21 protein-coding genes and 1 pseudogene are annotated in these 24,081 nt (G+C 60.6%); 11 read left to right on the forward strand and 11 right to left on the reverse strand.

Annotated elements, in window-relative coordinates; all coding sequences use genetic code 11:
• Positions 1-100: 100 nt before the first annotated feature.
• On the reverse strand, positions 101-664 hold the full coding sequence (locus L4G42_RS13575; RefSeq protein WP_237259376.1) for a GNAT family N-acetyltransferase: 564 nt from the start codon (positions 662-664) through the stop codon (positions 101-103).
• Between the two features lie 128 nt (positions 665-792).
• Between L4G42_RS13575 and L4G42_RS13580 the strand changes: the two genes are divergently transcribed.
• Both L4G42_RS13580 and L4G42_RS13585 read left to right on the forward strand, forming a co-directional pair.
• Positions 793-1,710, forward strand: coding sequence for a histone deacetylase family protein (locus L4G42_RS13580; RefSeq protein WP_237252959.1), 918 nt, complete (start codon positions 793-795; stop codon positions 1,708-1,710).
• 195 nt (positions 1,711-1,905) lie between these two features.
• Positions 1,906-3,144, forward strand: a complete 1,239-nt coding sequence (locus tag L4G42_RS13585; RefSeq protein ID WP_237252958.1) for a TIGR03862 family flavoprotein — start codon at positions 1,906-1,908, stop codon at positions 3,142-3,144.
• A 23-nt stretch (positions 3,145-3,167) separates the two neighbouring features.
• On the opposite strand, the gene L4G42_RS13590 is transcribed toward L4G42_RS13585, so the two are convergent.
• Positions 3,168-4,343 (reverse strand): acyltransferase family protein, encoded by a 1,176-nt coding sequence (locus L4G42_RS13590; protein WP_237252957.1) that lies wholly within the window; start codon positions 4,341-4,343, stop codon positions 3,168-3,170.
• Between the two features lie 547 nt (positions 4,344-4,890).
• Here L4G42_RS13590 and L4G42_RS26510 point away from each other — a divergent pair.
• From L4G42_RS26510 to L4G42_RS26340, 3 genes and pseudogenes are all read left to right on the forward strand, one after another.
• Entirely contained in the window at positions 4,891-5,271 is a 381-nt protein-coding gene (locus tag L4G42_RS26510; protein ID WP_237259374.1) for a hypothetical protein, read from the forward strand.
• Between the two features lie 370 nt (positions 5,272-5,641).
• Positions 5,642-6,547 (forward strand): annotated as a pseudogene (locus L4G42_RS26335) (methyl-accepting chemotaxis protein); the annotation flags it as partial.
• Positions 6,548-6,745: 198 nt separating this feature from the next.
• Complete coding sequence (locus L4G42_RS26340; protein WP_419789375.1) at positions 6,746-7,450, forward strand: methyl-accepting chemotaxis protein; 705 nt, start codon at positions 6,746-6,748, stop codon at positions 7,448-7,450.
• Here L4G42_RS26340 and L4G42_RS13605 read toward each other — a convergent pair.
• Positions 7,435-7,689: a hypothetical protein gene (locus L4G42_RS13605; RefSeq protein ID WP_237253011.1), complete on the reverse strand. Its 255-nt coding sequence runs from the start codon at positions 7,687-7,689 to the stop codon at positions 7,435-7,437. The two genes, L4G42_RS26340 and L4G42_RS13605, sit on opposite strands and share 16 nt — an antisense overlap.
• On the opposite strand from L4G42_RS13605, the gene L4G42_RS13610 reads away from it, so the two are divergent.
• Positions 7,624-8,415: a substrate-binding domain-containing protein gene (locus tag L4G42_RS13610; protein WP_237252954.1), complete on the forward strand. Its 792-nt coding sequence runs from the start codon at positions 7,624-7,626 to the stop codon at positions 8,413-8,415. The genes L4G42_RS13605 and L4G42_RS13610 overlap by 66 nt on opposite strands.
• 154 nt (positions 8,416-8,569) lie before the next feature.
• Here L4G42_RS13610 and L4G42_RS13615 read toward each other — a convergent pair whose 3' ends face one another.
• The gene (locus tag L4G42_RS13615; protein ID WP_237252953.1) at positions 8,570-9,037 is read right to left on the reverse strand and encodes a metallophosphoesterase family protein; all 468 of its coding nucleotides are present in this window, start codon (positions 9,035-9,037) and stop codon (positions 8,570-8,572) included.
• A gap of 3 nt (positions 9,038-9,040) precedes the next feature.
• Positions 9,041-10,249, reverse strand: coding sequence for an MFS transporter (locus tag L4G42_RS13620; protein ID WP_237252952.1), 1,209 nt, complete (start codon positions 10,247-10,249; stop codon positions 9,041-9,043).
• A gap of 550 nt (positions 10,250-10,799) precedes the next feature.
• Between L4G42_RS13620 and L4G42_RS13625 the strand changes: the two genes are divergently transcribed.
• Positions 10,800-11,816, forward strand: coding sequence for a LacI family DNA-binding transcriptional regulator (locus L4G42_RS13625; RefSeq protein ID WP_237252951.1), 1,017 nt, complete (start codon positions 10,800-10,802; stop codon positions 11,814-11,816).
• A 253-nt stretch (positions 11,817-12,069) separates the two neighbouring features.
• Here the strand turns inward: L4G42_RS13625 and L4G42_RS13630 are convergent, their stop codons facing one another.
• The 6 genes from L4G42_RS13630 to L4G42_RS13655 all read right to left on the reverse strand — a co-directional run bounded on the left by L4G42_RS13630 (position 12,070) and on the right by L4G42_RS13655 (position 19,226).
• A complete protein-coding gene (locus L4G42_RS13630; protein ID WP_237259373.1) occupies positions 12,070-12,807 on the reverse strand; it encodes an SDR family oxidoreductase in 738 nt (245 codons plus the stop codon).
• 2 nt (positions 12,808-12,809) lie between these two features.
• Positions 12,810-14,342, reverse strand: a complete 1,533-nt coding sequence (locus tag L4G42_RS13635) for an FGGY-family carbohydrate kinase (RefSeq protein WP_237252949.1) — start codon at positions 14,340-14,342, stop codon at positions 12,810-12,812.
• A 135-nt stretch (positions 14,343-14,477) separates the two neighbouring features.
• Positions 14,478-15,566 (reverse strand): alcohol dehydrogenase catalytic domain-containing protein, encoded by a 1,089-nt coding sequence (locus L4G42_RS13640; RefSeq protein WP_237252948.1) that lies wholly within the window; start codon positions 15,564-15,566, stop codon positions 14,478-14,480.
• A 142-nt stretch (positions 15,567-15,708) separates the two neighbouring features.
• Positions 15,709-16,668, reverse strand: a complete 960-nt coding sequence (locus L4G42_RS13645) for an ABC transporter permease (RefSeq protein WP_237253009.1) — start codon at positions 16,666-16,668, stop codon at positions 15,709-15,711.
• A gap of 4 nt (positions 16,669-16,672) precedes the next feature.
• Entirely contained in the window at positions 16,673-18,184 is a 1,512-nt protein-coding gene (locus tag L4G42_RS13650; RefSeq protein ID WP_237252947.1) for a sugar ABC transporter ATP-binding protein, read from the reverse strand.
• Positions 18,185-18,278: 94 nt separating this feature from the next.
• Positions 18,279-19,226 (reverse strand): substrate-binding domain-containing protein, encoded by a 948-nt coding sequence (locus L4G42_RS13655; RefSeq protein ID WP_237259372.1) that lies wholly within the window; start codon positions 19,224-19,226, stop codon positions 18,279-18,281.
• 509 nt (positions 19,227-19,735) lie between these two features.
• Between L4G42_RS13655 and L4G42_RS13660 the strand changes: the two genes are divergently transcribed.
• The 4 genes from L4G42_RS13660 (at position 19,736) to L4G42_RS13675 (ending at position 24,052) form a co-directional block, all read left to right on the forward strand.
• Positions 19,736-20,992 carry an OprD family porin gene (locus L4G42_RS13660; protein ID WP_237252945.1) on the forward strand — a complete coding sequence of 419 codons (1,257 nt, stop codon included), beginning with the start codon at positions 19,736-19,738 and terminating at the stop codon, positions 20,990-20,992.
• 217 nt (positions 20,993-21,209) lie between these two features.
• Positions 21,210-22,034, forward strand: a complete 825-nt coding sequence (locus L4G42_RS13665; RefSeq protein ID WP_237252944.1) for an NAD-dependent epimerase/dehydratase family protein — start codon at positions 21,210-21,212, stop codon at positions 22,032-22,034.
• Between the two features lie 66 nt (positions 22,035-22,100).
• Positions 22,101-22,988, forward strand: coding sequence for an SMP-30/gluconolactonase/LRE family protein (locus L4G42_RS13670; protein WP_237252943.1), 888 nt, complete (start codon positions 22,101-22,103; stop codon positions 22,986-22,988).
• A gap of 80 nt (positions 22,989-23,068) precedes the next feature.
• Entirely contained in the window at positions 23,069-24,052 is a 984-nt protein-coding gene (locus L4G42_RS13675; protein ID WP_237252942.1) for a TRAP transporter substrate-binding protein, read from the forward strand.
• The last annotated feature ends 29 nt before the right edge of the window (positions 24,053-24,081 follow it).

Here is a 24,081-nt window from a genome sequence, read left to right on the forward strand (position 1 = left end):
GACCGTCATCACATCAATCAGGCCATGGGCGGCGAAGGTCGGCGCCCATGGAAGTTGGGCGAAATGATACAGAGGTTTGTAGTCCGATTCCCGCAGCGAATCACAGGGTCGCCAGCCAGCCCTTTCGGTTGATTCGATACAACACGTGGGGCCTGAGGGGATGGCCGGTGGGTAATTTGGGGTGATCGAAGTTGTCGGCCGGATCATTGCGCATGCCGATGGCCTGCATGACCTTCTGCGAGGGCAGATTATTGACCGCCGCAAACGCCACGATTTCGTCCAGGTCCAGATGCTCGAAGCCGCAGCCGAGCACTGTCCAGGCGGCTTCGCTGGCATAACCCAGGCCCCAATGCTCGCGGGCCAGGCGCCAGCCGATTTCCACCGCAGGCGTAAATCCTGCCTCGAAGCCCACCACACTCAAGCCGGTGAAACCGATGAATTCGCCGGTGTCCTTGCGCTCAAGGGCCCAGAACCCAAAGCCGTACTCGGCAAAATGCCCGCGCACGCGGCCGATCAACTTGGCGCTTTCCATGCGGCTCAAGGGCTGCGGAAAGTAGCGCATCACTTGTGGATCGGCGCACATCTGCGCGAAGGCTGGCAAATCATCATCTCGCCATTGACGCATCAACAAGCGCGCGCTGCTGAGCTCAAGAATCGGCTCCATCGATCGTCTCCCTTTTGCCTCGCCTTTCAAATTGCCCGCCGGCTGGCGATCTCCCCGCTCAGGCAAATCGCTGTGCGGTGATCGTCAGAACTGGCAAGATTCCCCTTCGAACCAGACGCGTGCATACCATGCCCCTGCCCCTCATTTACCACGAAGACTACAGCCCGGACTTTCCGGCCGACCATCGCTTCCCGATGGACAAGTTTCGGCTCCTGCGCGACCACCTTATCGACACCGGCCTGACAACAGATGCTCAATTGTTTCGCCCGCAGGTCTGCCCAACGGACATCCTCGCGCTGGGCCATGACCCTGGTTACATCAGTCGCTATATGGAAGGCGCGCTGTCGAGGGAAGATCAACGTCGCCTTGGCCTGCCGTGGACCGAGGATCTGGCCCGACGTACGGTACGCGCGGTGGGTGGCTCGCTGCTGACAGCGGAACTTGCGCTGCAGCACGGAATGGCCTGTCACCTCGCCGGCGGCACCCATCATGCGCATTACGATTACCCGGCCGGGTTTTGCATCTTCAACGACCTGGCGATCATCAGTCAGTACCTGCTGCAAAGCGGACGCGTCGACCGGGTGCTGATTTTCGATTGCGACGTGCATCAGGGCGACGGCACCGCGCGGATCCTCGAACACACCGATGACGCAATCACCGTCTCGCTGCACTGCGAAAAGAACTTCCCCGCGCGCAAGGCCCAAAGTGACTGGGACATTCCGCTGCCGATGGGCATGGGTGACGACGACTACCTGAAGGTAGTCGACGACACGCTCAATTACCTGTTGCCGCTGTATCGGCCTGACCTGGTGCTGTACGACGCCGGCGTGGATGTGCACAAGGACGATGCGCTGGGGTATTTGCAGCTGACCGACGCAGGTGTTGCCCGCCGTGACGAAGCGGTGATGCGTCATTGCCTGGGCCGGGACATTCCGGTGATGGGCGTTATTGGCGGTGGCTACAGCAAGGACCGAGAAGCGCTCGCCCGGCGGCACGGGATTCTGCACCACAGTGCGCAGCGCGTATGGGTAGAGCGCGGGCTTTGAGTGATGACAGAACTTACCCACATCCCCTGTGGAACGGCCTGTGGATAACCTGAGCGCAAGGTCATGATCCCCTGACAAGACTGGGCCTGGCGCGTACTGTACGTTTTTTGATCGATTAGTTTTCCACAGGCTGGCCGCGTTTCACGAAGCTCGCGTAGAATGCGCGCCCCTCACCCAACCAGTGTCCGCTTAGCCATGACGTTAACCGCCACCTCAAGCACCCAGACAGTCGCCATCATCGGCGGCGGCCCTGCCGGCCTGATGGCCGCTGAAGTGCTGAGCCAGGCAGGGTTCAAGGTGGATCTTTACGACGCCATGCCGTCAGTCGGGCGCAAGTTTCTGCTGGCCGGCGTCGGCGGCATGAACATCACCCACTCCGAGCCTTCGCCTGCGTTTGTTGCCCGCTACGCCGAGCGCGCCCTGGTGATCGCGCCCTTGCTACGCGGCTTCGGCGCGCAGGCGCTGTGCGAGTGGATTCACGGATTGGGCATCCAGACCTTCGTCGGCAGTTCGGGGCGCGTGTTCCCCACCGACATGAAAGCCGCGCCGCTCCTGCGCGCCTGGCTCAAGCGCCTGCGTGAGTCCGGCGTAGTTATCCACACCCGTCACCGATGGCTGGGCTGGAATACCGACAATATGTTGCGGATCGCCGGCCCCGAAGGTGAACTCGCCCTGAACCCTGCCGCCACGCTGCTGGCGTTGGGCGGGGCAAGCTGGTCGCGGCTGGGCTCGGACGGTGCGTGGTTGCCGCTGCTGCAACAACGCGGTGTCAAGATTGCGCCGCTGCAAGCCGCCAACTGCGGGTTCGAAGTCTCGGCCTGGAGCGAACTGCTGCGCAGCAAGTTCGCCGGCGCGCCGCTGAAGAACATCGCGATGGGCCTGCAGGGGCAAACCCTGCGACTGGGCGAATGCGTGATCACGCAGACTGGCGTGGAGGGCAGCCTCGTTTACGCCTTGTCCGCGCAGATCCGTGAGGCGATCAATCAGTCGGGCTCGGCCACGGTCGAGATTGATTTGCTGCCCGGCAAAACCGTCGCCGAGGTGCAGAAGGCCCTGAGCAAACCGCGCGGTTCACGCTCGATGTCCAAGCATCTGCACAGCCAGTTGGGCCTCGACGGCGTAAAGGCGGCGCTGTTGCGTGAGCTCCTCTGCGCAGCGTCATTCGCTGATCCGGCCCTGCTTGCGCGTTCGATCAAGGCCTTGCCGCTGACACTGATCAAGCCGCGCCCGCTGGACGAAGCCATCAGCACGGCGGGCGGGGTGAGGTTCGAAGCGCTGAACGAGCAACTGATGATTCCGTCGCTGCCCGGCGTGTTCTGCGCCGGCGAGATGCTCGACTGGGAGGCGCCAACCGGCGGCTATCTGCTCACCGCCTGTTTCGCGAGCGGCCGCGCGGCAGGGCTGGGGGTGGCTGATTGGCTGCGCCGCGAGTAAGGCTCAGCGCAACCATTGGGGGTTCACGCCGCGCGATCGACCTGCGGCTTCAAGCCACCACCAATGCCCTGATTGACCGGCGCCTTGCCCTGCGATCGCCCGAACATCCACTTGCCCAACTCGACGCCCTTCAGCTCGATGTACGTGTGGGCCAGAGCAGCCAGGCCGATCGCCACGAGGGTGACGGCAACCACCAGCGCGTTGTTGCCCAGCTCTGAACCGGTGTCCATGAAACGCTGACCATTGATCATTGGCGACAGGTCGCGGCCCGTAAGCTTCTGCGCCACGATGAACGCCGTCGACAGGCAAAACAGCAGCGCGGCGTGGGTCATATAGATGGAGTACGACAATTTGCCCAGCAGCCTGAAGACGGCGGTTTTCAGGAGAGACGATACCAGCCCGGCTTCGAATGCGAACACCAGCACCAGCACGCAGAACGTCAGACTGGCAATGGGCGAGCGGTCGCTGTAGTCATTCATCACCATCCAGTACGTTGTGCACGTCAGCGCCACTTCGAGCAGCGTCATCAGCCAGCGCACCGGCACGAATCGGTCGCGAATCAGCAGGTAGGCCAGGTACGTGATGTTGCCGGCGAAGAAGCAGGACAGACCCAGCATGGCGCGCCAGACCAGCGGTTCGTTTTCGGTGAAGATCATTGTGAATGCAACGACGGCCACGCAGGCAAACATCAGAAAGCGGCTTCTCAACGAAAGCAGGCACAGCGCGCCGAAGAGCATGTAGATGTAGAACTCGATGCTGATGCTCCACGACGGGTAGTTGAACGACATCGTTTCGGTGAGCGGCGTCCAGGCTTGCACCAACAGCAGATTGGGCAGGATCTCTGACGGGGCGAAGAGCCCGGTGAACGGCACGTTGTTCAGGGTGAAGCCTTTCTTGTAGGCCGCCCAACGCACCCCTTCGAAGAGGATAAACACCAGCAGCATCACGACGTGCAGCGGGTACAGGCGGAACATGCGTGAGATGACGAAACGCTTGAAACCGAACTGCGGCTTCAGCCCATACGAGTGGGCCAGGACAAAACCGCTGAGCACGAAGAAGAAGTTGAGCAGGATGTCAGCTCTGCGAAAAAACGGCAGCTCGATGAAAGCGCCCACGACATGCAGGTGATAGAACACCACCAGTAAGGCGAAAACGCCCCTGAAGCTGTCTAGCGTGGTAAATCGCTGAACTGATCCCATGGCCCAACGTCCCGTCCTGATTGAGAAAACGCACTCGGCGGCAGCGAAGTCTCGCGGCCTATGCACGGTAGGGGCTTGGCCGACCGATCAACAGTTGAAATATTTCATGTCCGATACAAAGGACGGCACAAAGATTGACGCCAGCGTTTGACGATGATGACCCACGAGTTACGTTGAGGGTGCCGGGTCGCTGCGTTAGCGACGCCCGTCAATGTTTTGTTGCCAGCCTTGCCAGCGGTCACGCGGAAGAGAACAGCGCTTGCATCGGGGCGAGCCGCCGGTGGATCAACTATCAACGCCGACGATGTTCGCTACCAATCGTATTGAGTTCTGATTAATTTTGCGGCGAGTAACATCAGCTCCATACCGAGTTACCCACTCATCTAACGTACTGGAGCAACCCTCATGAAAACCAACACACTGATCCTTGGCCTGGCCTTCTCTGTACTGGCAACCAGCGCTTTCGCCCTCCCCGCTGTTGATGCCGCCCAATTTGTGAACGCACCTGTCGTCGCTGAAAACGGTTCTTCCCACACCAACATCAATCGTGTTGCCGCTGATGGTGCAGACCGCGTTGGTGCAAACCGCGTTGCCGCTGATGGTGCTGATCGCGTTGGTGCAAACCGCGTTGCCGCTGACGGTGCTGATCGCGTTGGTGCAAACCGCGTTGCCGCTGACGGTGCTGATCGCGTCGGTGCAAACCGCGTTGCCGCTGACGGTGCTGATCGCGTCGGTGCAAACCGCGTTGCCGCTGACGGTGCTGATCGCGTTGGTGCAAACCGCGTTGCCGCTGACGGTGCTGATCGCGTTGGTGCAAACCGGGTTGCCGCTGACGGTGCAGACCGCGTTGGTGCAAACCGCGTTGCCGCTGACGGTGCAGACCGCGTTGGTGCAAACCGCGTTGCCGCTGACGGTGCAGACCACGTAGGTGCCAGCCACTTGAGCTGATCGACGCCTCGCTCCTCCCCCAGCCCGGCCATTGCCGGGCTTGATTGTTTCTGGACCCCGCTTTTTTCCCCTGCCTATCCCCCGCCTCGAACACCACTGTCGGACAATTCCGACATCGATTTCAGATTCTCCCGAACCTGCCGATGCATTCGTACACCTGAATGTTGTGCTGGTTTTCCATAACAAAAACCCTCCAGCTGACGATTTCAAATATTTACGGATTCTGGAGAAATGGAATGAACAGCTGGATGGCCAACATCAGCGTCAATAAGAAGCTAGCCCTCGGCTTCGGCGTCGTACTTGTATTAACAGCACTGCTGGCCCTGGTGGGCTGGAACAGTTTGGGCCAGATGAGCGCCCGCAGCCAATGGGTGGGTGATATCAACAAGCTCAGCCAAAAGCTCACCGACCTGCGGGTGACGCGCCTGCAATACATGCTCAGCAACGGCGACGAAGCGGCTGCGCAAGGCGTTCAGACCGCGCTCGACGGATTCAAGGCGCAGCAGCAATTTCTGCAGAAGACCTTCACTAACCCCCTGAACGTCCCGCTCATCAAGACGATGGGCGAACAGATCAGCGCTTATGAAACTTCGTTGAAAAAGATGCGCGAGGCCTACCAGGCGAGTGCCAAGGTGCGCGATGCCATGGGCGTCGACGCGGTGAAAGCGGCCGACCTGATTGCCGCGATCAACGATGATGTGATGAAGCTCGACCCGACTGACGAACGCCGCTTCGAGCAGTATCAGGCGGTCATCAAAGCCCGCGAAGACGTGATGCTGGTGCGCTATGAGGTGCGCGGCTATACGGCCAACGTTTCGGCCAAGACCGAAGACACGGCCATGCGCCAACTGACTAGCGCCATTGACGGCCTTGCGCCGCTCAACGCCATGTTTAGCGGCACGCAGGCCGAGCGCCTGAAGCAGCTGGAAGCGGCGCTGGTGGGCTATCGCACCTCGGTGCAGGGTTTCAAGGTCGCCACCGGCAATATCAATGCTGCGCGAACGGAAATGACCGAGGAACAGAGTGTCATCGTCAAGCTGGCGCAACAGCTCACTGACCTGCAGAACACCTTGGGCCAGGCCGACAGTCAGCAGGCGCGCACGCTGCAGGTGGCCGGCACGCTGCTGGCGCTGATTCTCGGCACGCTGGCGGCGATCATCATTACCCGTCATATCACCCGTCCGATTCAACAGACACTGGCAGTGGTGGATCGCATCGCTTCTGGCGATTTGTCCCACGACATGGTCGTGACCCGCAAAGATGAACTGGGCGTTTTGCAAATGGGCATTCAGCGCATGGGCGCCACGCTGCGCGAATTGATCGGCGGCATCCGTGACAGCGTCACGCAGATCGCCAGCGCCGCTGAAGAGCTGTCGGCCGTGACCGAACAGACCAGCGCCGGGGTCAACAGCCAGAAAGTCGAAACCGACCAGGTCGCCACCGCGATGCACGAAATGTCGGCCACTGTTCACGAGGTGGCGCGCAACGCCGAGCAGGCATCGGTCGCCGCTTCTGCCGCTGACAAGCAGGCACGCGAAGGTGACAAAGTGGTGGGTGAAGCGATCACCCAGATCGAGAAGCTGGCCACCGAAGTCGTTCGTTCCACCGACGCGATGTCCGTGCTGGAACAGGAAAGCAATAAGATCGGCAAGGTCATGGACGTGATCAAGGCCGTCGCCGAGCAGACCAACCTGCTGGCCCTCAACGCTGCCATCGAGGCCGCGCGTGCCGGTGAAGCCGGTCGCGGTTTTGCCGTGGTCGCCGATGAAGTCCGTGGCCTGGCGCAACGCACCCAGCAATCGACCGAAGAAATCGAAGGCTTGGTCGCGGCGCTGCAAAACGGTACGCGCCAGGTCTCGGAGATCATGCTCAGCAGCCGCAACCTGACTGACAGCTCCGTTGCTCTGACGCGCAAGGCCGGTACGTCGCTGGAAAGCATTACCCAGACGGTGTCGAACATTCAGGCCATGAACGAGCAGATCGCCGCCGCTGCCGAGCAGCAAAGCTCGGTGGCCGAAGAGATCAGCCGCAGCATCGTCAACGTGCGCGACGTTTCCGAACAGACTGCCGCTGCCAGCGAAGAAACCGCCGCGTCCAGCGTCGAACTCGCCCGGTTGGGCAATCAGCTGCAAATGCTGGTCAGTCACTTCAAGGTGTAAACCCGCTTTATCTGCGTCGGGCGAAAAGCCGTCCGGCGCAGGCGGTCCAAGGGGTTGAAGACGAACAGCGCAGGTGCACTGGCAAGAAAGGGATTTACTGATCTCACAATTGCCACATACTGCCCGCGCTGTTTTATTTCGTCATATTCATCTCCAACGCCGGGTTTATCTCCATGAAAAGAATGTTGCCTTATCTCCTCAGTGCCGCCCTCTCCCTCGTCCCAGTCGCTTTTTCCCATGCCGCTACGGCACCTGCACCTGTCCAGCTGATCGTGCTGAGTTCAGGCGGGATCATGGGCGCGTTCAAAGCTGTAGCCCCCGATTACGAACAGCGCGCCGGCGTGAAGCTGCAAGGCGAAGTAGCGCCGTCGATGGGCGCGACACCCCAGGCAATTCCCAACCGACTGGCCCGCCACGAGCCAGCCGACGTGGTGCTGATGGTCGGTGCGGCGCTGGACAAGTTGATCAAGGACGGCAAGGTCGATCCGAAAACCCGCGTTGATCTGGGCAAATCCTACATCGCCATGGCCGTGCGTCATGGCGCGCCACACCCTGACATCAGCACCATGGACGCCTTCAAGCAGACCCTGCTTGACGCCAAAAGCATCGCCTATTCGGACAGCGCCAGCGGCGTGTACCTGTCTCGCGTGCTGTTCAGCCAGATGCACATCGCCGACCGGATTCAGAGCAAAAGCCGCATGATTCCCGCCGAGCCGGTCGGCGAAGTCGTCGCACGCGGAGACGCCGAGATCGGCTTTCAGCAGTTGAGCGAGCTCAAGCCGGTGGACGGCATCGACATCATTGGCCTGATCCCCGACCAGGCGCAGCAGATGACCCTCTACTCCGCAGGAGTCGTGACCATGAGCAAACACCCTGACCAGGCCAAACAGTTTCTGGAATTCCTGAGTTCATCGGCAGCCGCCCCGGCCATCAAGGCCAGCGGCCTGGACCCGATCGCGAAGTAGGTGTGTTTGGACGGCGAACGCTGTTACATCTGCAGGAGCCGGCTTGCTGACGAACGGGGTGCTCCAGGCGACGGGGATTTCGCAGCCAGATCGCGTTCGCGGGCAAGCGCGCTCCTACGCCTGTCGGCAGAAGCGAGCCCGAGACACGCAGAGCTTATTTGAGCGCCAGTTCGATCAACTCACCGCGCACTTCATCACCCTCGATGTGCAGCATGCCCACCGTGATCGGCAATTTGAAGCGTCGCGGTCCGGCGCTGCCCGGGTTGATGAACAGCACGCCGTCGCGCATCTGCTGCAAGGGCCGGTGGGAGTGCCCGGTGACCACGACGCGCACCCCCTCCGGTAATGATTTCGGCACGTCGGCCAGTATGTGCGTGGTGTAAATCACTACGTCGCCGATCCGCAAAACCGCTTCATAGGGCACGTCGCAAGCCCAGGCATCGTCGGTGTCGTTGTTGCCTCGCACCACCGTCAGTGGCGCATTGGCTTTCAATGCGTCGAGGATTTCCGGTTTGCCGATGTCGCCGCCGTGGATCAGGTAATCGCAGCCCTGCAACGCCTCCAGTGCCTGAGGACGCAGCAAGCCGTGGGTGTCCGAGATCAAGCCGACTTTCACGCTCATTGCTCAGCTCCCGGACGCCGACACGGCGGCCTGTTTTGATTGCACGCGTTTCATGCTGATCATCGCCAGCAAGGCAACCACGGCCACCAGCGAGGCGAAGAATTCGCCCACATGCTCCAGACCAAACACTCGCACGCTGAAACCAACCGCCACCACTGGTACCGAGATCGACACGTAAAGCACCACGAAAAATGCGGAGGTCACGGCAGCCTTCTGGTCAGCCGGACTGCTGGCGGTGACCGCTCCCATGCCGGCGCGCAGGATCATGCCCTGACCGATGCCTGCCACCAGACCTGCCGCGATCAACAGCCCCAACTGCGACGTGGCAATGCTCAGCCCCAGACAGACCATACCGACGATCAACCCGACGCAGCCCAGCGTCATGTGTCGGGCCTTTGGCAGCACCTGCAGCAACGCCTGGCCGATGATCGACGCGACGAAAAACAAGCCGATCACCGCGCCGATCAACAGCCCGCCTTGTTCGTGCATGACGTGAATCATCACCGACGGCACCATGCTGGTGAACAGGCCCGCCACGCTGAAACCCGCCAACCCGGCGATGGACGCGGAAATAAACACGCTGCGCACGGACGCCGGAACCGAAGGCTTCTGAATACCCAGTTTCAGCGTCGCCGGACGCTGCACGGTTTCGCGAATCAGCGCGATACCGACAGTCGCCAGCACGAGCATCCCCACGTGCACGTAGAACACCAGGTGCAGAGGGTCCGGCAGAAACTGCGAGGTGTAGCCGGCGAGCAAAGGCCCGATGCCGAGGCCGAACATATTGGCGGCTGTGGCCACCAGCGTGGCGTTCTTCCAGGTCTTGGGGGCCAGTTCGATGACGGCGACGGTTGCCGTGCCGGTCATGATGCCAGCGCTGAAACCGGAAAAAAGCCGTCCGATCAGCAAACCGCCAATCGAATCGCTGAACAGAAAGATGACCGCGCTGACTGCCCCCATCGCCAGCCCTGCCAGCAACAACGGCTTGCGCCCCAGTTGATCGGACCAGCTGCCGACCGCCAGCAGCGCTGCGATAACGCCCGCCGCATAGATCGAGAAAATGATCGTCAACCAGCTTGCGTCGAAGCCGAGCCGCTGTTGATAGAGCGCATACAGCGGCGTGGGCAGCGTGGTGCCGACCATGGCAATAAGCAACGCGCAGGCAGCGAAGATAAAGTCGCGCGTAGAAGAAGAGGAAGCAGGCAAGGACATGAGCGCTCCGGGCACCGGTATAAACAAGACACACAGTGTCGCTGATACAGACCAGGCAAGGTAGACCTGCGAGCGCTATCGAGGGCTCATACTTCAGTGATTCTGAAGTATGCGTGAACATATTCATCATCATGTTAAACACTTTGACTTTACATGCTTCACGCATGCCAGCGCCGATCAAAGGCCCGACATAACCATACTGGCGCGACAATCATGTCGAAACCGCAATTTAAAAAAACCGCAATAGCGGACATAACAACAGGCTTTTACTGAAGGGAAGAAGAACTAAAAAAAAGAACTTATCCGCTGTTTGGCTCGCCCGGGAAAGTTCTTTAGAGTCGCGCCCCTTAATATCCGCTTGGCAGTGAAAACATGTGAATAACGATCTACAGCTGATTAAATCAGTACTGACCGCTTTAGCGTCATGCTGACGCTTACCCTCTTCAGCATCGGCATCCCTTTTGCACCCTCCATCGTGCTAGCCTTGGCACTCTTTGGAGGGATGCGACTGCCCCGCAGGTTGTCCCGGATTTCAGGCAGCCAATCGCCCATGAGCAAGAAAACCCCCGTCACCATTTCCGACATCGCCCGCCGCGTGAACATGACACCTGTCACTGTTTCCCGGGCGCTGAACAAACCCGATCTGGTCAAGCCCGCCACCCTGGCGCGCATCCTGGAAGTGGCGCAAGAACTCGATTACGTCCCCAATGCATTTGCCCGCAGCCTCAAGCGCAGCGAGAGCATGATCATCGGCGTCATTACCGCGTCGGTGGACAACCCCTTCTACAGCGAGATGATCAAGGCGATCTCCCGCGAGGCGAAAACCCGCGGTTACACCATCATGCTGGTGGACACCGACGGTTCTGAAGAACTCGAAGCCAAGGCAGTCGATACCCTCCTCAGTTATCGCGTGGCCGGCATCGTGTTGTCGCCGGTGTCGGACGAGCCGGTGTACCAGCCGGTCTATCTCAGCCGCCTGAGCAACGGCGACATTCCCGTGGTGCAACTGGACCGCGCGCTGCCTGCCAGCCCGTTCAGCCATGTGGTGCTCGACAACTATCACAGCGGCCTGAAAGGTGCGCGTTACCTGCTGGCGCGAAGCCCGGCGATGCGACGCATGCTGGTGCTGACCGGCCCTGCGCATTCGCGGATTTCCGAGGAACGTCTGAAGGGCGTGAAGGCGGCGATCGCAGAGAGCGGCAAGCCGGTGCAACTGGATGTATTTGCCGGTGACTACACCTTGGAGCCGTCGCGCCAGAGCACGCTGGATTACCTGCGCGACCACCCGCTGCCGGACGCGATTTTCGGTTTCAACCAGCTCATCACCCTGGGCGCCATGAAAGCCCTGCGCGACCGCGACATCGCCCACAACAGCGTGGCCATCTGCGGTATCGACCGGCTGCCGTTCGCCGACATCTTCGGCATCCCCATCGCCTGCATCGCCCACGATGCGTCTCTGGCCGGGAGCAGCGCGGTGAAGATGCTGATGGAGCGGATAGAAGACCGGCATTTGCCGAAGGCGCAGGTAGTAATTGTCGGGGAGCTGGAGAATGGAATCAGCCAGTGACGCGTACTCGGCACTTCACCCGAGACCGATGGCCTGAAATCTGCGCGGTCTCCCAGCCGACGTTGTCCCCTGTAGGAGCAACCGGGGTGGCGCTCCACCTTGCCCGCGAACGCGGTGTGTCAGATAAAAGGTTTTCGCTGACACACCGCAATCGCGGGCAAGCGCGCTCCTACAATGTGTTGCGTTAGTCGGCAGATTCGCGTTTGTCGGGGGATTTGCGTTTGTCCGCCAGGGCTGTGGCGAAGCCGCCCCTTCAACGGCTCGTATACCCCCCATCAATCGGCAGCGACACGCCGCTGATCATCGACGCCGCGCTGCTCAGCAGGAACAGGATCGGCGCCGCGACTTCAGCAGTTTCGGCGAAGCGGCCGAGGGGAATCGCAGCCAACGCCGGGTCGCGTTTGCTCGGCTCGCCCCAGGCCATCTGCGCCATGGGCGTCAGCGTCACGGTGGGGTTCACGCTGTTGACGCGAATCCCGTGCCGACCCCATTCGCCACACTGCACACGGGTCATGGCGTCCATGGCGCCCTTTGACGCGCAATAGCTCAGGTGGTCGTCCAGCGCCACCAACGAGGCCTGGCTCGACACATTGACGATGCTCCCCGCCACGCCTTCAGCGATCATCTTCTTCGCCACCGCTCCCGCTATCATCGCCGCTGCACGCACGTTGACCGCCATGACCTGATCGAACGCCGCAGCGCTGACCTCGGTCGCGGATTCCAGTATGGAAATCCCCGCGCAGTTGACCAGTCCGTGCATCACCGGCAAGTCCGCCAACATTGCGGCCAATGGCTGCTGATCGGCCACATCCACGCGCAAGACCTGACAGCCCTGCCCCGCGAGTTTTTCCAGAGCGGCTGCATCGCGGCCGATGGCATAGACCTCGGCGCCACTGTTCAGCAGTTGCTGCGTAACCTCCCAGCCGATGCCGCTGCTGGCGCCGGTGACCAGAACGCGCTGGCCGCTGAAATCAAATTGAGCCGTGTTCACAGTCACGCTCCCTGCAGGCGATGCATGATCGGTTTCAGCGCCGGGTACAGCGCCACGTAATCGGCGAACAGTCGCGAATACAGTGCGACGTTATCCGCTTGAGGCTCCGCCCGGCGCTCCAGTTGAACCCAGCCTTTGTGAACCTGCGCTTCATCCACCAGCCCGACCGCGTGGGCCGCCAGCAAGGCTGCACCGAGCGCGGCTTCGACCTCCTGCACGATGGTGTAGACCGGGAAGTTGGTGACGTCGGCAATGATCTGCATCCACAGATCCGAATGGCTGGCACCGCCGACGACGATCAGCCGAGGGTCCAGGGATTGCGCGCCTTTGGTGCCCGCTTCGATGTTGTGCCGAAGCGCGAAAGTGACGCCTTCGAGCACCGCGCGATACAGATGGATTCGGCTGTGATAAAGGCTCAGGCCGACAAAACTGCCGCTGGCTTTTGCGTCCCACACCGGGCTGCGCTCGCCCATCAGGTAAGGCTGGAACAGCACGCCGTCGCTGCCGGCGGGAATCTTCATCGCCGCACGTTCGAGAATGACGTGACTGTCTTCGCCGCTCTCCCTGCCTTGCTGCTCTTCAGCCTGGCAGAACTGCTCGCGAAACCAGCTGACCGACGCGCCGGCGGTGATCGCGCCGCCGAAGATGTAGAGGTCCTTCGCGCCGTTGAAGACGTGGGGGAAACTGACCAGACCGTGCCGGGCATCGACCTGCTGATTGAGATAGCCCCAGCACATGCTGGTGCCAATCATCGCCACATGGTTGCCGGCTTGGGTGACGCCGGCGGCGAAGGTCGCCATGGCGGCATCGACACCGCCACCGAGCAGCGGAATGTCAGGGGTAAGCCCAAGGCGATCGGCCCATTCGGGCAACAGGCCACCGACGACATCACCGGAGTGAACCAGCCGCTGGGGCATCATCGACGCCGGGATACCCAACGCGTCGAGCATTTCTGCCGACCAGCCCCGTGCCTTGATGTCGTAGACACCGCCGATGTTGCCGGCAGAGCTGTGATCCACCGCGACCTCGCCGGTCAGGCAGTAATTGATGTAGCTGTTGGGCGGCAGCAGGTAGCGCGTGTCAGCCCAGATCTGTGGCTGTTTGTCCTTGAGCCAGAGCATTTTGGTGAAGCCGTAATAGCTATCCACCGAGTTGCCGGTGATCGCGTACAGCCGCTCGAGATCGACGTGCTCGTTGACCCACTCGACCTGTGCTTCGGCGCGGCGGTCCATCCAGATCAGGCATGGGTACAAGGGCTTGATCTGCGCATCGACCGCAATGCCGGAGCCGCCGTACAGGCTGCTGACACACAGGGCTTTGACGCTGTCTCTGGGCAACGCGCTTTTGCGCATGCAGGCGGCGACGCAGATTTCCACGGCGTCGAGCCAGACCTCTGGCCATTGCTCGGCCCAGCGCGGTTTGGGGGTGTCGACCTTATAACTGTGGCTGTGCTGCGCGATGATCCGGCCTTGGCCATCGACCAGCAATGCCTTGGTGCTTTGGGTGCCGATGTCGACACCGATGACGTAATCCATCTGGGTGCGCTCTTGTTGTTATTGGGTAGGTATGCAAGACCTGTAGGAGCGCGCTTGCCCGCGAAAGCGTTGTGTCAGACGGTACTGACGATTCTGATACACCGCCATCGCGGGCAAGCGCGCTCCTACAGGTGGTCACTGATTCACAGGCTTGAGCAGCACCTTGATCGACTTGGTCGAGTCCGCCAAGGCGAACGCTTCGGCGTAGTCGTCCAGACCGAAATCGTGGGTGACGATGCCTTCCGACGTCACCAGCCCGCGCTCGAACAGGTCGATGGCAATCGGGTAGCAATACGGGCCCAGGTGAGCCCCGCGCACGTCGAGTTCCTTGCGATCGCCGATGATTGACCAGTCAGCACTGGTCTCGGCGCCGAACACGCTGAACTCCACAAAGCGGCCCAGCTTGCGGATCAGATCAAGGCCCTGAGTGACGCCGATCGGCACGCCTGTAGTCTCGATATAAACGTCGCAGCCGTAGCCGTCGGTGAGCCCGTTGATGATCTCTTTCGCATTGTCGCGGCTCGGGTTGATCACCACGTCGGCGCCGAATTTTTTCGCCAGCTCCAGACGCTCGTCGACCATGTCGATGACCACCAGCTTCTTCGGCGTTTTCAGCGCTGCGACCTGCACCATGCACAGACCCAGGGTGCCGGCGCCGGCGATCACCAGCACGTCGTCGAGCTGAACATCACCACGGTTCACCGTGTGAATCGAACAGGCCATCGGCTCGATCAGCGCCGAGTCTTCCAGTGACACCGACTCAGGGATGTGATGCACGATGGCGGTCTTCGGAATGCGCATGTACTGCGCCATGCCGCCCTCGGCGACGTCTTTCTGGAAGCCGAAGATGTTGTGCACTTCGCACATCCAGTACTTGCCGGACTTGCAGAACTTGCACTTCTCGCACGGGACGATCTGCTCGGCGATGACCTTGTCACCCACCTTCACGCCGAAGTGCTCTTCAGCACCCTCGCCTACCGAATCGACGTAGCCGAAGAACTCGTGCCCCGGTACCACCGGCGCCTTGACCCACGGGCTCTCGCCGCCCCAGAACATCGCCGCGCCCGAATGGCATTTGCAGTCACTGGCGCAGATCCCGCAGGCACCGATGCGAATCACCAGTTCATTGGCACGCGCGACGGGCTTGCTGATCTGCTCCAGACGGTAGTCTTTCGGGGCATGGCAGACGATGGCTTGCATGGTGTTTGTAGTGTTTTGTTCCATGTCGGTTCACCTGTTTGGGTTTGTTTGATGACCTGTAGGAGCGCGCTTGTCCGCGATGGCGGCGGACCCGTTGCATTCTTGTCGTCTGACGCGACGCCATCGCGGGCAAGCGCGCTCCTACAGGTTAGGGTTCGAGATCGGTTTATTTATGCCGCTGCCGACTGATGAAGATCGCCAGCAAAATGATTCCGCCCTTGATCACGCTCTGCACATAGGGCGAGACGCCAAGCATGTTCAGGCCGTTGTTCAACACGCCCAACAGCATCGCGCCCACCAGCGTGCCGATGATCACGCCGCGACCGCCGGCAATCGACGCGCCGCCCAGTACCACGGCCGCAATGGCGTCCAGCTCGAAACCGACGCCCGCGTTAGGTTGACCGCTCATCAGCCGCGACGACAACACCAGCCCGGCAATCGCCGCCGTCAGCCCGCTGATCGAGTAGACCAACAGCTTGAACCGCGAGGCGCGCACGCCGGAAAGGCGCACGGCTTCTTCGTTGCCACCGATGGCGTAAACGTAGCGGCCAACGCGGGTGTGCTGCAGCAGCACCCAAGCGAAAAAGTAGGTCGCCAGCATGATCAGAATCGGCACCTGAATGCCGAACAGCGTGCCGCGCCCGAACCAGGCGAACCAGTCCGGCATGCCCGCAATCGGGTAGCCGTCGGTGTACATCAGGCCCAGCCCGCGAGCGATGCCCATGGTCGCCAGCGTCACGATGATCGGTGGCATTTTCAGGTACGCGACGAAGATGCCGTTGCCCACCCCGAAGCCCACGCCAATCAACAAACCGATGAGGATCGCAATCGGCGCCGGGACGCCTGCGACCATCAGCCCGGTGGTCAGCGTGCCGGACAATGCCATCACCGGACCCACCGACAGATCGATGCCGCCGGTAAGAATCACGCAGGTCATGCCGACCGCGATGATCGCGTTGATCGACACTTGGCGGGCGATGTTTTCCAGATTCGCGCCGGTGAGAAACTTGTCGCTGGCAAAGATCATGAAGACCGTCACCACCACCAGGCCAACGAAGGGATAGAAGGCGGGCGAGCGGATCAATCGCGCGAAGTTGAGCTTCATCTGGCTGGGCTGCACGGTCATGGGTTTAATGGAGGTGTTCACTGTTCAGGCTCCCGGTGGCGTGGCGCATCACTTCCTGCGGATTAATGGCCGAAGCCTCCAGCACATTGACGATAGCGCCCTTGTTGAAAACGGCCACGCGGTCGCACATACCGATGATTTCCGGCAGTTCCGAAGAGATCATGATGATCGCGAAGCCTTGTTCGGTGAGTTTGCGCATCAGGGTGTAGATCTCCGCTTTCGCGCCGACGTCGATGCCTCGGGTCGGCTCGTCAAAGATCAGGATGTCGCAGTGGTGATTGATCCAGCGCGCGATGACCACCTTCTGCTGATTGCCACCGCTCAAGTTGATGACCCGGCTTTCACCGCTCGGCGCCTTGATCGACAGCTGCTTCATCAGCTCGGCTGTGGTGGTGTCTTCCTTGTGCCGGTTAAGCAGGTGCGCCGGGCCTTCGTACTTGCCCAGGTTGTTCAGGGAGATATTCTCGCGAATGCTGAAATCCACGATCAGCCCTTCGCTCTTGCGGCTCTCCGGCAACAGGCCGATGCCACTGGCCAGCGCCTGCGCCGGATCATTGAGGTGCGCCGGCTGCCCCCGCAGCAGCACATCCTTGCTGACCACAGGCAGCGCGCCGATCACCCCAAGCGCCAGTTCCGTTCGCCCGGACCCTACCAGCCCGGCAAAACCGAGAATCTCGCCCTTGTGCAGATTGAAACTGTTGTGCGGACCGTTGCGGGTCAGCTGGATGTCGCGCACCTGCAGCACCATTTCGCCCTGGGCGCGGGACTGCTTGGGCGGAAAGCTTGCTTCCAGTCGCCGCCCCACCATCATCTCCACCAGCGTATCGATGTCGCTGTTGGCCACGGTCAGTGCGCCGACATTGGCGCCATCGCGCAGCACGCTGATGCGGTCGCAGACCTGAAAGATTTCCTCCAGGTGGTGGGAGATGAAGATCACCGCCACGCCCTGGCTTTTCAGCTCGCGCATGATGTCGAACAACAGCTCGGCCTCGGACGGCGTCAGGGTGGCGGTGGGTTCGTCGAGAATCAGCAAACGCGCTTCAAGGGCCAGTGCCTTGGCGATCTCGACAAACTGCTGCTCGGCCACGCTCAAGTGTTGCACCGAGCAATCCAGATTGATCTTCACGCCGAGCCGGTCGAACAGCGCGATGGCTTTCTCGCGCATCTCGCCTTTACGCAGCAAGCCGAAGCCGTTGACGATCTCGTGACCGAGGAAAATATTCTCCACGGCATTGAGATAGGGGATCAGGCTGAACTCTTGAAAAACGATACCGATGCCGGCCGCAATGGCTTCGTTGTAGGTCGCGAAATGCTGCTCGGCGCCATCGATGAGAATGCTGCCTTTGTCCTGATGCTCGACGCCCGCGAGGATCTTCATTAGGGTCGATTTGCCCGCGCCGTTTTCACCGAGCAGCGCGTGAATTTCGCCGCGCTCGACCTGCAGGTTGATCGACTTGAGCGCCTGCACGCCAGGGTAGCTTTTACAGATGTTTTCCAATTGCAGAAGGCAGCTCATGCGCACCTCATCGCAGCAGAACATCGCCGCGCAACTCAAGAAAATCCGTGGCGCCTGCCTGAGCAAAAGCCTCAGGCGAGCAGCGCCACGCCCGTTACCAGGTGAAGGTTTTTGCCTTCGCCTGATCCACCAGCAGGATGTCGACCGGGATGATCGACGGGACTTGTGAGCCCCATTTCCTGGCGAGCGCCAGCCCTAGCGCCAGACGTACCTGATCGCGTGGGTATTGGGCAGAAGTGGCGATGAACTTGCTGTTGGGCTTCTGGATTTCCTTGATGGCTTCAGGCGCGCCGTCGACGCTGGTCAGCTTGACGTCCATGCCGCTGGATTCAATGGCGGCCAGGGCCCCAAGCGAACCGTTGTCGTTGACGCTGAACAGGCCTTTTAGATTGGGCTGCGCCTGCAACATGTTTTCAGTCACGGTCAGCGCTTGATCACGCTCCTGCTTGCCGTTCTGAATGCTGACAATCTTGATGTCTTTGTACTTGCCCAAGGCTTCCTTGCAGCCGCGCACGCGCTCGAGAATCGGCACCACGGCAATCCCGTCGAGAATCCCGACGTCACCCTTCTCGCCGATGTTCTTGGCCAGGTAATCGCACGCCTGCACGCCAGCGTCGAAGTTCTTCGAGCCGACGAACGAATCCAGCGGGCCATTGGCTTGAGCATCCACCGCAACCACCACCACGCCTTTATCGTGGGCCTGTTTGACGGCGGACTGAACGCCGACAGAATCGGTCGGGTTGATGATCAGGATATCGATGCCTTTCTGCAGCATGTCTTCGATGTCGCTGATCTGTTTGGACACGTCGTGGCGCGCGTCAGTGACCAGCAGGGTTGCACCGATGCTGGCGGTGGCGTCCTGAAGGGCGTCCTTCATGGACACGAAATAGGGGTTGTTGATCTCTTGAAACGAAGCACCAACTTTTAGCGGGCCGGTCTTGGCGGCGTCTGCGGCCTGGACATTGATGGCACTGCCGCAGGCGACAGCCACGGCGAGGGAACAGAGAGCGGCGGAAAAGCCCTTCTTGAGGCGAGTTGTCATAGCGAAAATCCCGTTGTTTTTATTGTTAAAGCGGAAAATGTAATCGTTAACATTTTCGAAATTAGCAGAGAAACAGGGGGTTCGCAATATCTGTAGGCGACCGTTGGTAAGGCCGGCATGACGACCGCCGGCGAGTTTCCTGGCCCGGCGCGTTGACAGCCCAAAGATCTCTGCCGATACTCCGGGTCGCGTTGTACGACAACGCATAACCGATAACAACAATAAAAAGGAATGCTTTATGACGATGACAGTCAATCGGCGCCTGTCGCCCCGAAAAATCCGCTACACCTCCCCTTTTGCTTCTGCATCCCCCGCTTTGCCTGCGCGCGCGCGTGCGCCTGTGTTTGCCGACGCAACTGCGAGCGATTGATCGACGACGGCCGTTTCGATCAGGCAGTGAGCCTCATTCAAAACCGGTGACTTGAGCACCCATGTCCACTCCTTCGGCGCCTCGGCGATGACCTTGGGTGCGGGACCGTTTTGTCAGCAGAAAGGGAGAACAATAAGAAATGAAGATCCAGACCAACCGTTCGTGGCTGCTGCTTGGCGCTGGCAGCGTCGCATTCAGCCTGCCATTGATGAGCCTAGCTGAAGGCTTTATCGAGGACACCAAGGCCACGCTCAACCTGCGCAATGCCTACTTCAACCGAAACTTCACCAACGCGGCGAACCCTCAGAACTACGCCGAAGAGTGGACGCAAAACTTCATCCTCGACGTGAAATCGGGCTTCACCCCGGGCACGGTCGGCTTCGGCCTCGATGTCCTGGGCCTGTACTCGCAAAAACTCGATGGCGGCAAGGGCACGGGCGGCACTCAGCTGTTGCCGATCCATGATGACGGGCGCCCCGCCGATAACTTCGGCCGCCTGGGCGTGGCGGCAAAAGCGCGGCTTTCCAACACGGAATTGAAGATCGGCGAATGGATGCCGGTGCTGCCTATCCTGCGCTCCGATGACGGCCGCTCTCTGCCGCAAACCTTCCGCGGCGGGCAGATCACTTCCAGGGAAATCGCCGGCCTCACGCTGTACGGCGGCCAGTTCCGCGGCAACAGCCCACGCAATGACGCGAGCATGGAAGACATGTTCATGAACGGTAAATCCGCTGCGTTCAAGTCGGACCGCTTCAACTTTGGCGGCGGCGAATACACCTTCAACGAGAAGCGCACCCAGGTCGGGCTCTGGTACGCGCAGCTGGAAGACGTCTACCAGCAAGAGTTCTTGAATCTCATCCACAAGCAGCCGATCGGCGACTGGACCCTGGGCGCCAACCTGGGCTACTTCCTCGGCAAAGAGGACGGCAACAAGCTGGCCGGCGAGCTGGATAACAAGACCGCCTACGCCATGCTGTCCGCCAACTACAAGGGCAACACCGTCTACCTCGGCCTGCAAAAGGTCTATGGCGATGACCAGTGGATGCGCGTCAACGGCACCAGCGGCGGCACGCTGGCCAACGACAGCTACAACTCAAGCTACGACAACGCCAGGGAACGCTCCTGGCAACTGCGCCACGACGTGGACTTCGCGATATTCGGCGTCCCTGGCCTGACGATGATGAACCGCTACATCAGCGGCGATAACGTGCACACCGGCACCGTGACCGACGGCAAGGAGTGGGGACGTGAGTCCGAGCTGGCGTATACGGTGCAAAGCGGCACGTTCAAAAGCCTCAACGTCCGGTGGCGCAACTCCTCGATGCGGCGTGATTACAGCACCAACGAGTTCGACGAAAACCGAGTGTTTATCAGCTACCCAATCTCGCTGATGTAAGAGGCTAAAACGTCGTCTCCGATAAGCGGCGAGTCATGGCGATCCACACCATTGGCTTAGCCTCGCCGCGCTTTGGAGGGCGTTTTGAAACAGAGCCCTGAATGGCTTACACCTTCGTCGCGTTGACAAAATTTGTGGGCCCTGTTGATAATCCCGCAAACGTCATATGACAACCGATGACACCATAAAAACAACATCAGAATCAGGGCTTCCCACGATGACTGAATTCAACGCCCCGGCCCCGCTCAACCGCATTTTGCTAACGGGCGCCGCTGGCGGCCTCGGTAAAGTCCTGCGCGAAAGCCTGCGTCCGTTTACCAGGATCCTGCGCCTTTCCGATATCGCCGACATGGCACCGGCGGCCGGCCCCCACGAAGAAATCCAGATCTGCGACCTGGCCGACAAAAATGCGGTTCATCAGTTGGTCGAAGGCGTCGACGCCATCGTTCACTTTGGCGGCGTCTCGGTCGAACGGTCCTTCGAAGAGATCCTCGGCCCGAACATCTGTGGCATCTTCCACATCTACGAAGCGGCGCGCCGACATGGCGTGAAGCGAGTGATCTTTGCCAGTTCCAACCACGTCATCGGTTTCTACCGTCAGGATGAAATCATCGACGCCAGCGCCATGCGTCGCCCGGACAGCTATTACGGCCTGTCGAAATCCTACGGCGAAGACATGGCCAGCTTCTACTTCGATCGCTACGGCATCGAGACCGTCAGCATCCGCATCGGCTCCTCATTCCCTGAAGCACAGAACCGCCGCATGCTCGCCAGCTGGCTGAGCTACGACGACCTGACCCAACTGATCGAGCGCGGCCTGTTCACCCCGAACGTCGGCCACACCATCGTTTACGGCGCGTCCGACAACAGCAAGGTCTGGTGGGATAACCGCTTGGCCAATCACCTGGGCTATCAGCCGAAAGACAGCTCCGAGCCATTTCGCACCAAGGTCGAAGCGCAGCCGATGCCAGCCTCCGACGACCCCGCCATGGTTTATCAAGGCGGTGCGTTCGTGGCGAGCGGGCCGTTCGGCGACGAGTGAGACTGAACGACGACCACGCCGACTGCGAGGTCGGCCTCTCCTAATAAAAAACAGGGAATGATCGTCATGGAAGCAGAGCTGATTTTCGATGCACGCAACGCCACCGGTGAATCGCCGGTCTGGAACGCCCAGGAACAAGCGCTCTACTGGGTCGACATTCCGGCCCGCCGCCTCCACCGGTGGAACTCGCAAGACGGTCTCACAACAGGCTGGGAAGCGCCGGAAATGCTCGCCTGCATCGCACGCTACAGCGACGGCAGCTGGCTGGCCGGCATGGAAAGCGGCCTGTTCCGCCTTCATCCCCAGGACGATGGCACCGTTACTACGCAACTGCTCAGCAACGTCGAGCACGCGACCGACAACATGCGTTTCAACGACGGTCGCTGCGATCGCCAGGGCCGCTTCTGGGCCGGCACCCTGTTCATGGACATGGCCAAAGCGTTGGCGGTGGGTTCGCTGTATCGCTACAACGCCGGCCAGGCCGAGCCGCTGACCGCGCAGCTCACCGACATGATCGTGCCCAACGGCCTTGGGTTCAGCCCGGACGGTCGCGTCATGTACCTCTCCGATTCCCACCCTTCCGTGCAAAAGATCTGGGCGTTCGATTACGACACCGACACCGGCACGCCGCACAACCGCCGACTGTTCGTGGACATGAATCACCACGCCGGCCGCCCCGACGGCGCAGCCGTCGACGCCGATGGCTGCTACTGGATCTGCGGCAACGATGAAGGCGTGATCCATCGTTTTACTCCCGAGGCAAGGCTGGATCGCTCGCTCAAGGTGCCGGTGAAAAAGCCCGCCATGTGCGCCTTCGGCGGTTCGGGTCTGGACACCCTTTACGTCACCTCGATACGCCCCGGCGGCGACATCAGCGACCAGCCCCTGGCCGGTGGCGTGTTCGCGTTAAACCCTGGCGTCAAGGGCCTCGAAGAACCCCTGTTCAAGGGCTGAGCCACACACTCGGCTCCGTTCTGCTGCTACGCCGTTCCACCGTTCTATCTAAAAAACAATAACAACACCGGAGAACATCCATGGACTTCAAACGCACGTTGCTCCTCGCCGCACTCCCTCTCGCGCTGTGCCTCTCAAACACAGCGCTGGCGGAAATCAAAATCAAGTTCGCAGAAGTACACCCCGCAGGTTACCCACCCGTTGTCGCTGAACAGGACATGGGCAAAAAGCTGGTAGAGCAGAGCAAGGGCGAGTTCAGCTTCAAGATGTTCGCTGGCGGTGTGCTCGGCTCCGAGAAGGAAGTCGTCGAACAGGTCCAGGCCAACGCGGTCCAGATGACCCGCATCAGCCTCGGCATCGTCGGGCCGGTGGTGCCGGACGTGAACGTGTTCAACCTGCCGTTCGTGTTCCGTGATCACGCCCACATGCGCCACGTGATCGATGGCCCGATCGGCCAGGAAATGCTCGACAAGATCACCAACTCCGAAGCCAAACTGGTCGCACTGGCCTGGATGGACGGCGGCACGCGCAACCTGTACACCAAGAAGCCGGTACGCGACCTGGCCGACCTCAAGGGCATGAAGATCCGCGTGCAGGGCAACCCGGTGTTCATCGACACCATCAACGCGATGGGCGGCAACGGCATCGCCATGGCGACGGGCGAGATTTTCAGCGCCCTGCAGACCGGCGTCATCGACGGCGCCGAAAACAACATGCCTACGCTGCTCGAGCACAACCACTATCAGAACGCCAAGTTCTACACCCTCACCGAGCATCTGATCCTGCCGGAACCCGTGGTGATGTCCAAAGCCGCCTGGGAAAAACTGAACCCGGAGCAACAGGCGCTGGTGAAGAAGCTGGCGGTCGAAGCCCAGGCTGAAGAGCGCGTCTTGTGGGACAAAAAGTCAGCCGAGAGCGAGGCCAAGTTGAAGGCGGCAGGCGTCGAGTTCATCACGCTGACGCCTGACCAGAAGAAAGCCTTCTATGACGCAACAGCCGAGGTGCGAGCCAAACATGGCGCGCCTTACGCTGAACTGATGAAGCGCATCGAAGCCGTTCAATAAGTCCTTCAGCCCGATAGCACTGCGGTGGC

This window comes from Pseudomonas petrae, assembly GCF_021728295.1.
GTDB lineage: Bacteria > Pseudomonadota > Gammaproteobacteria > Pseudomonadales > Pseudomonadaceae > Aquipseudomonas > Aquipseudomonas petrae.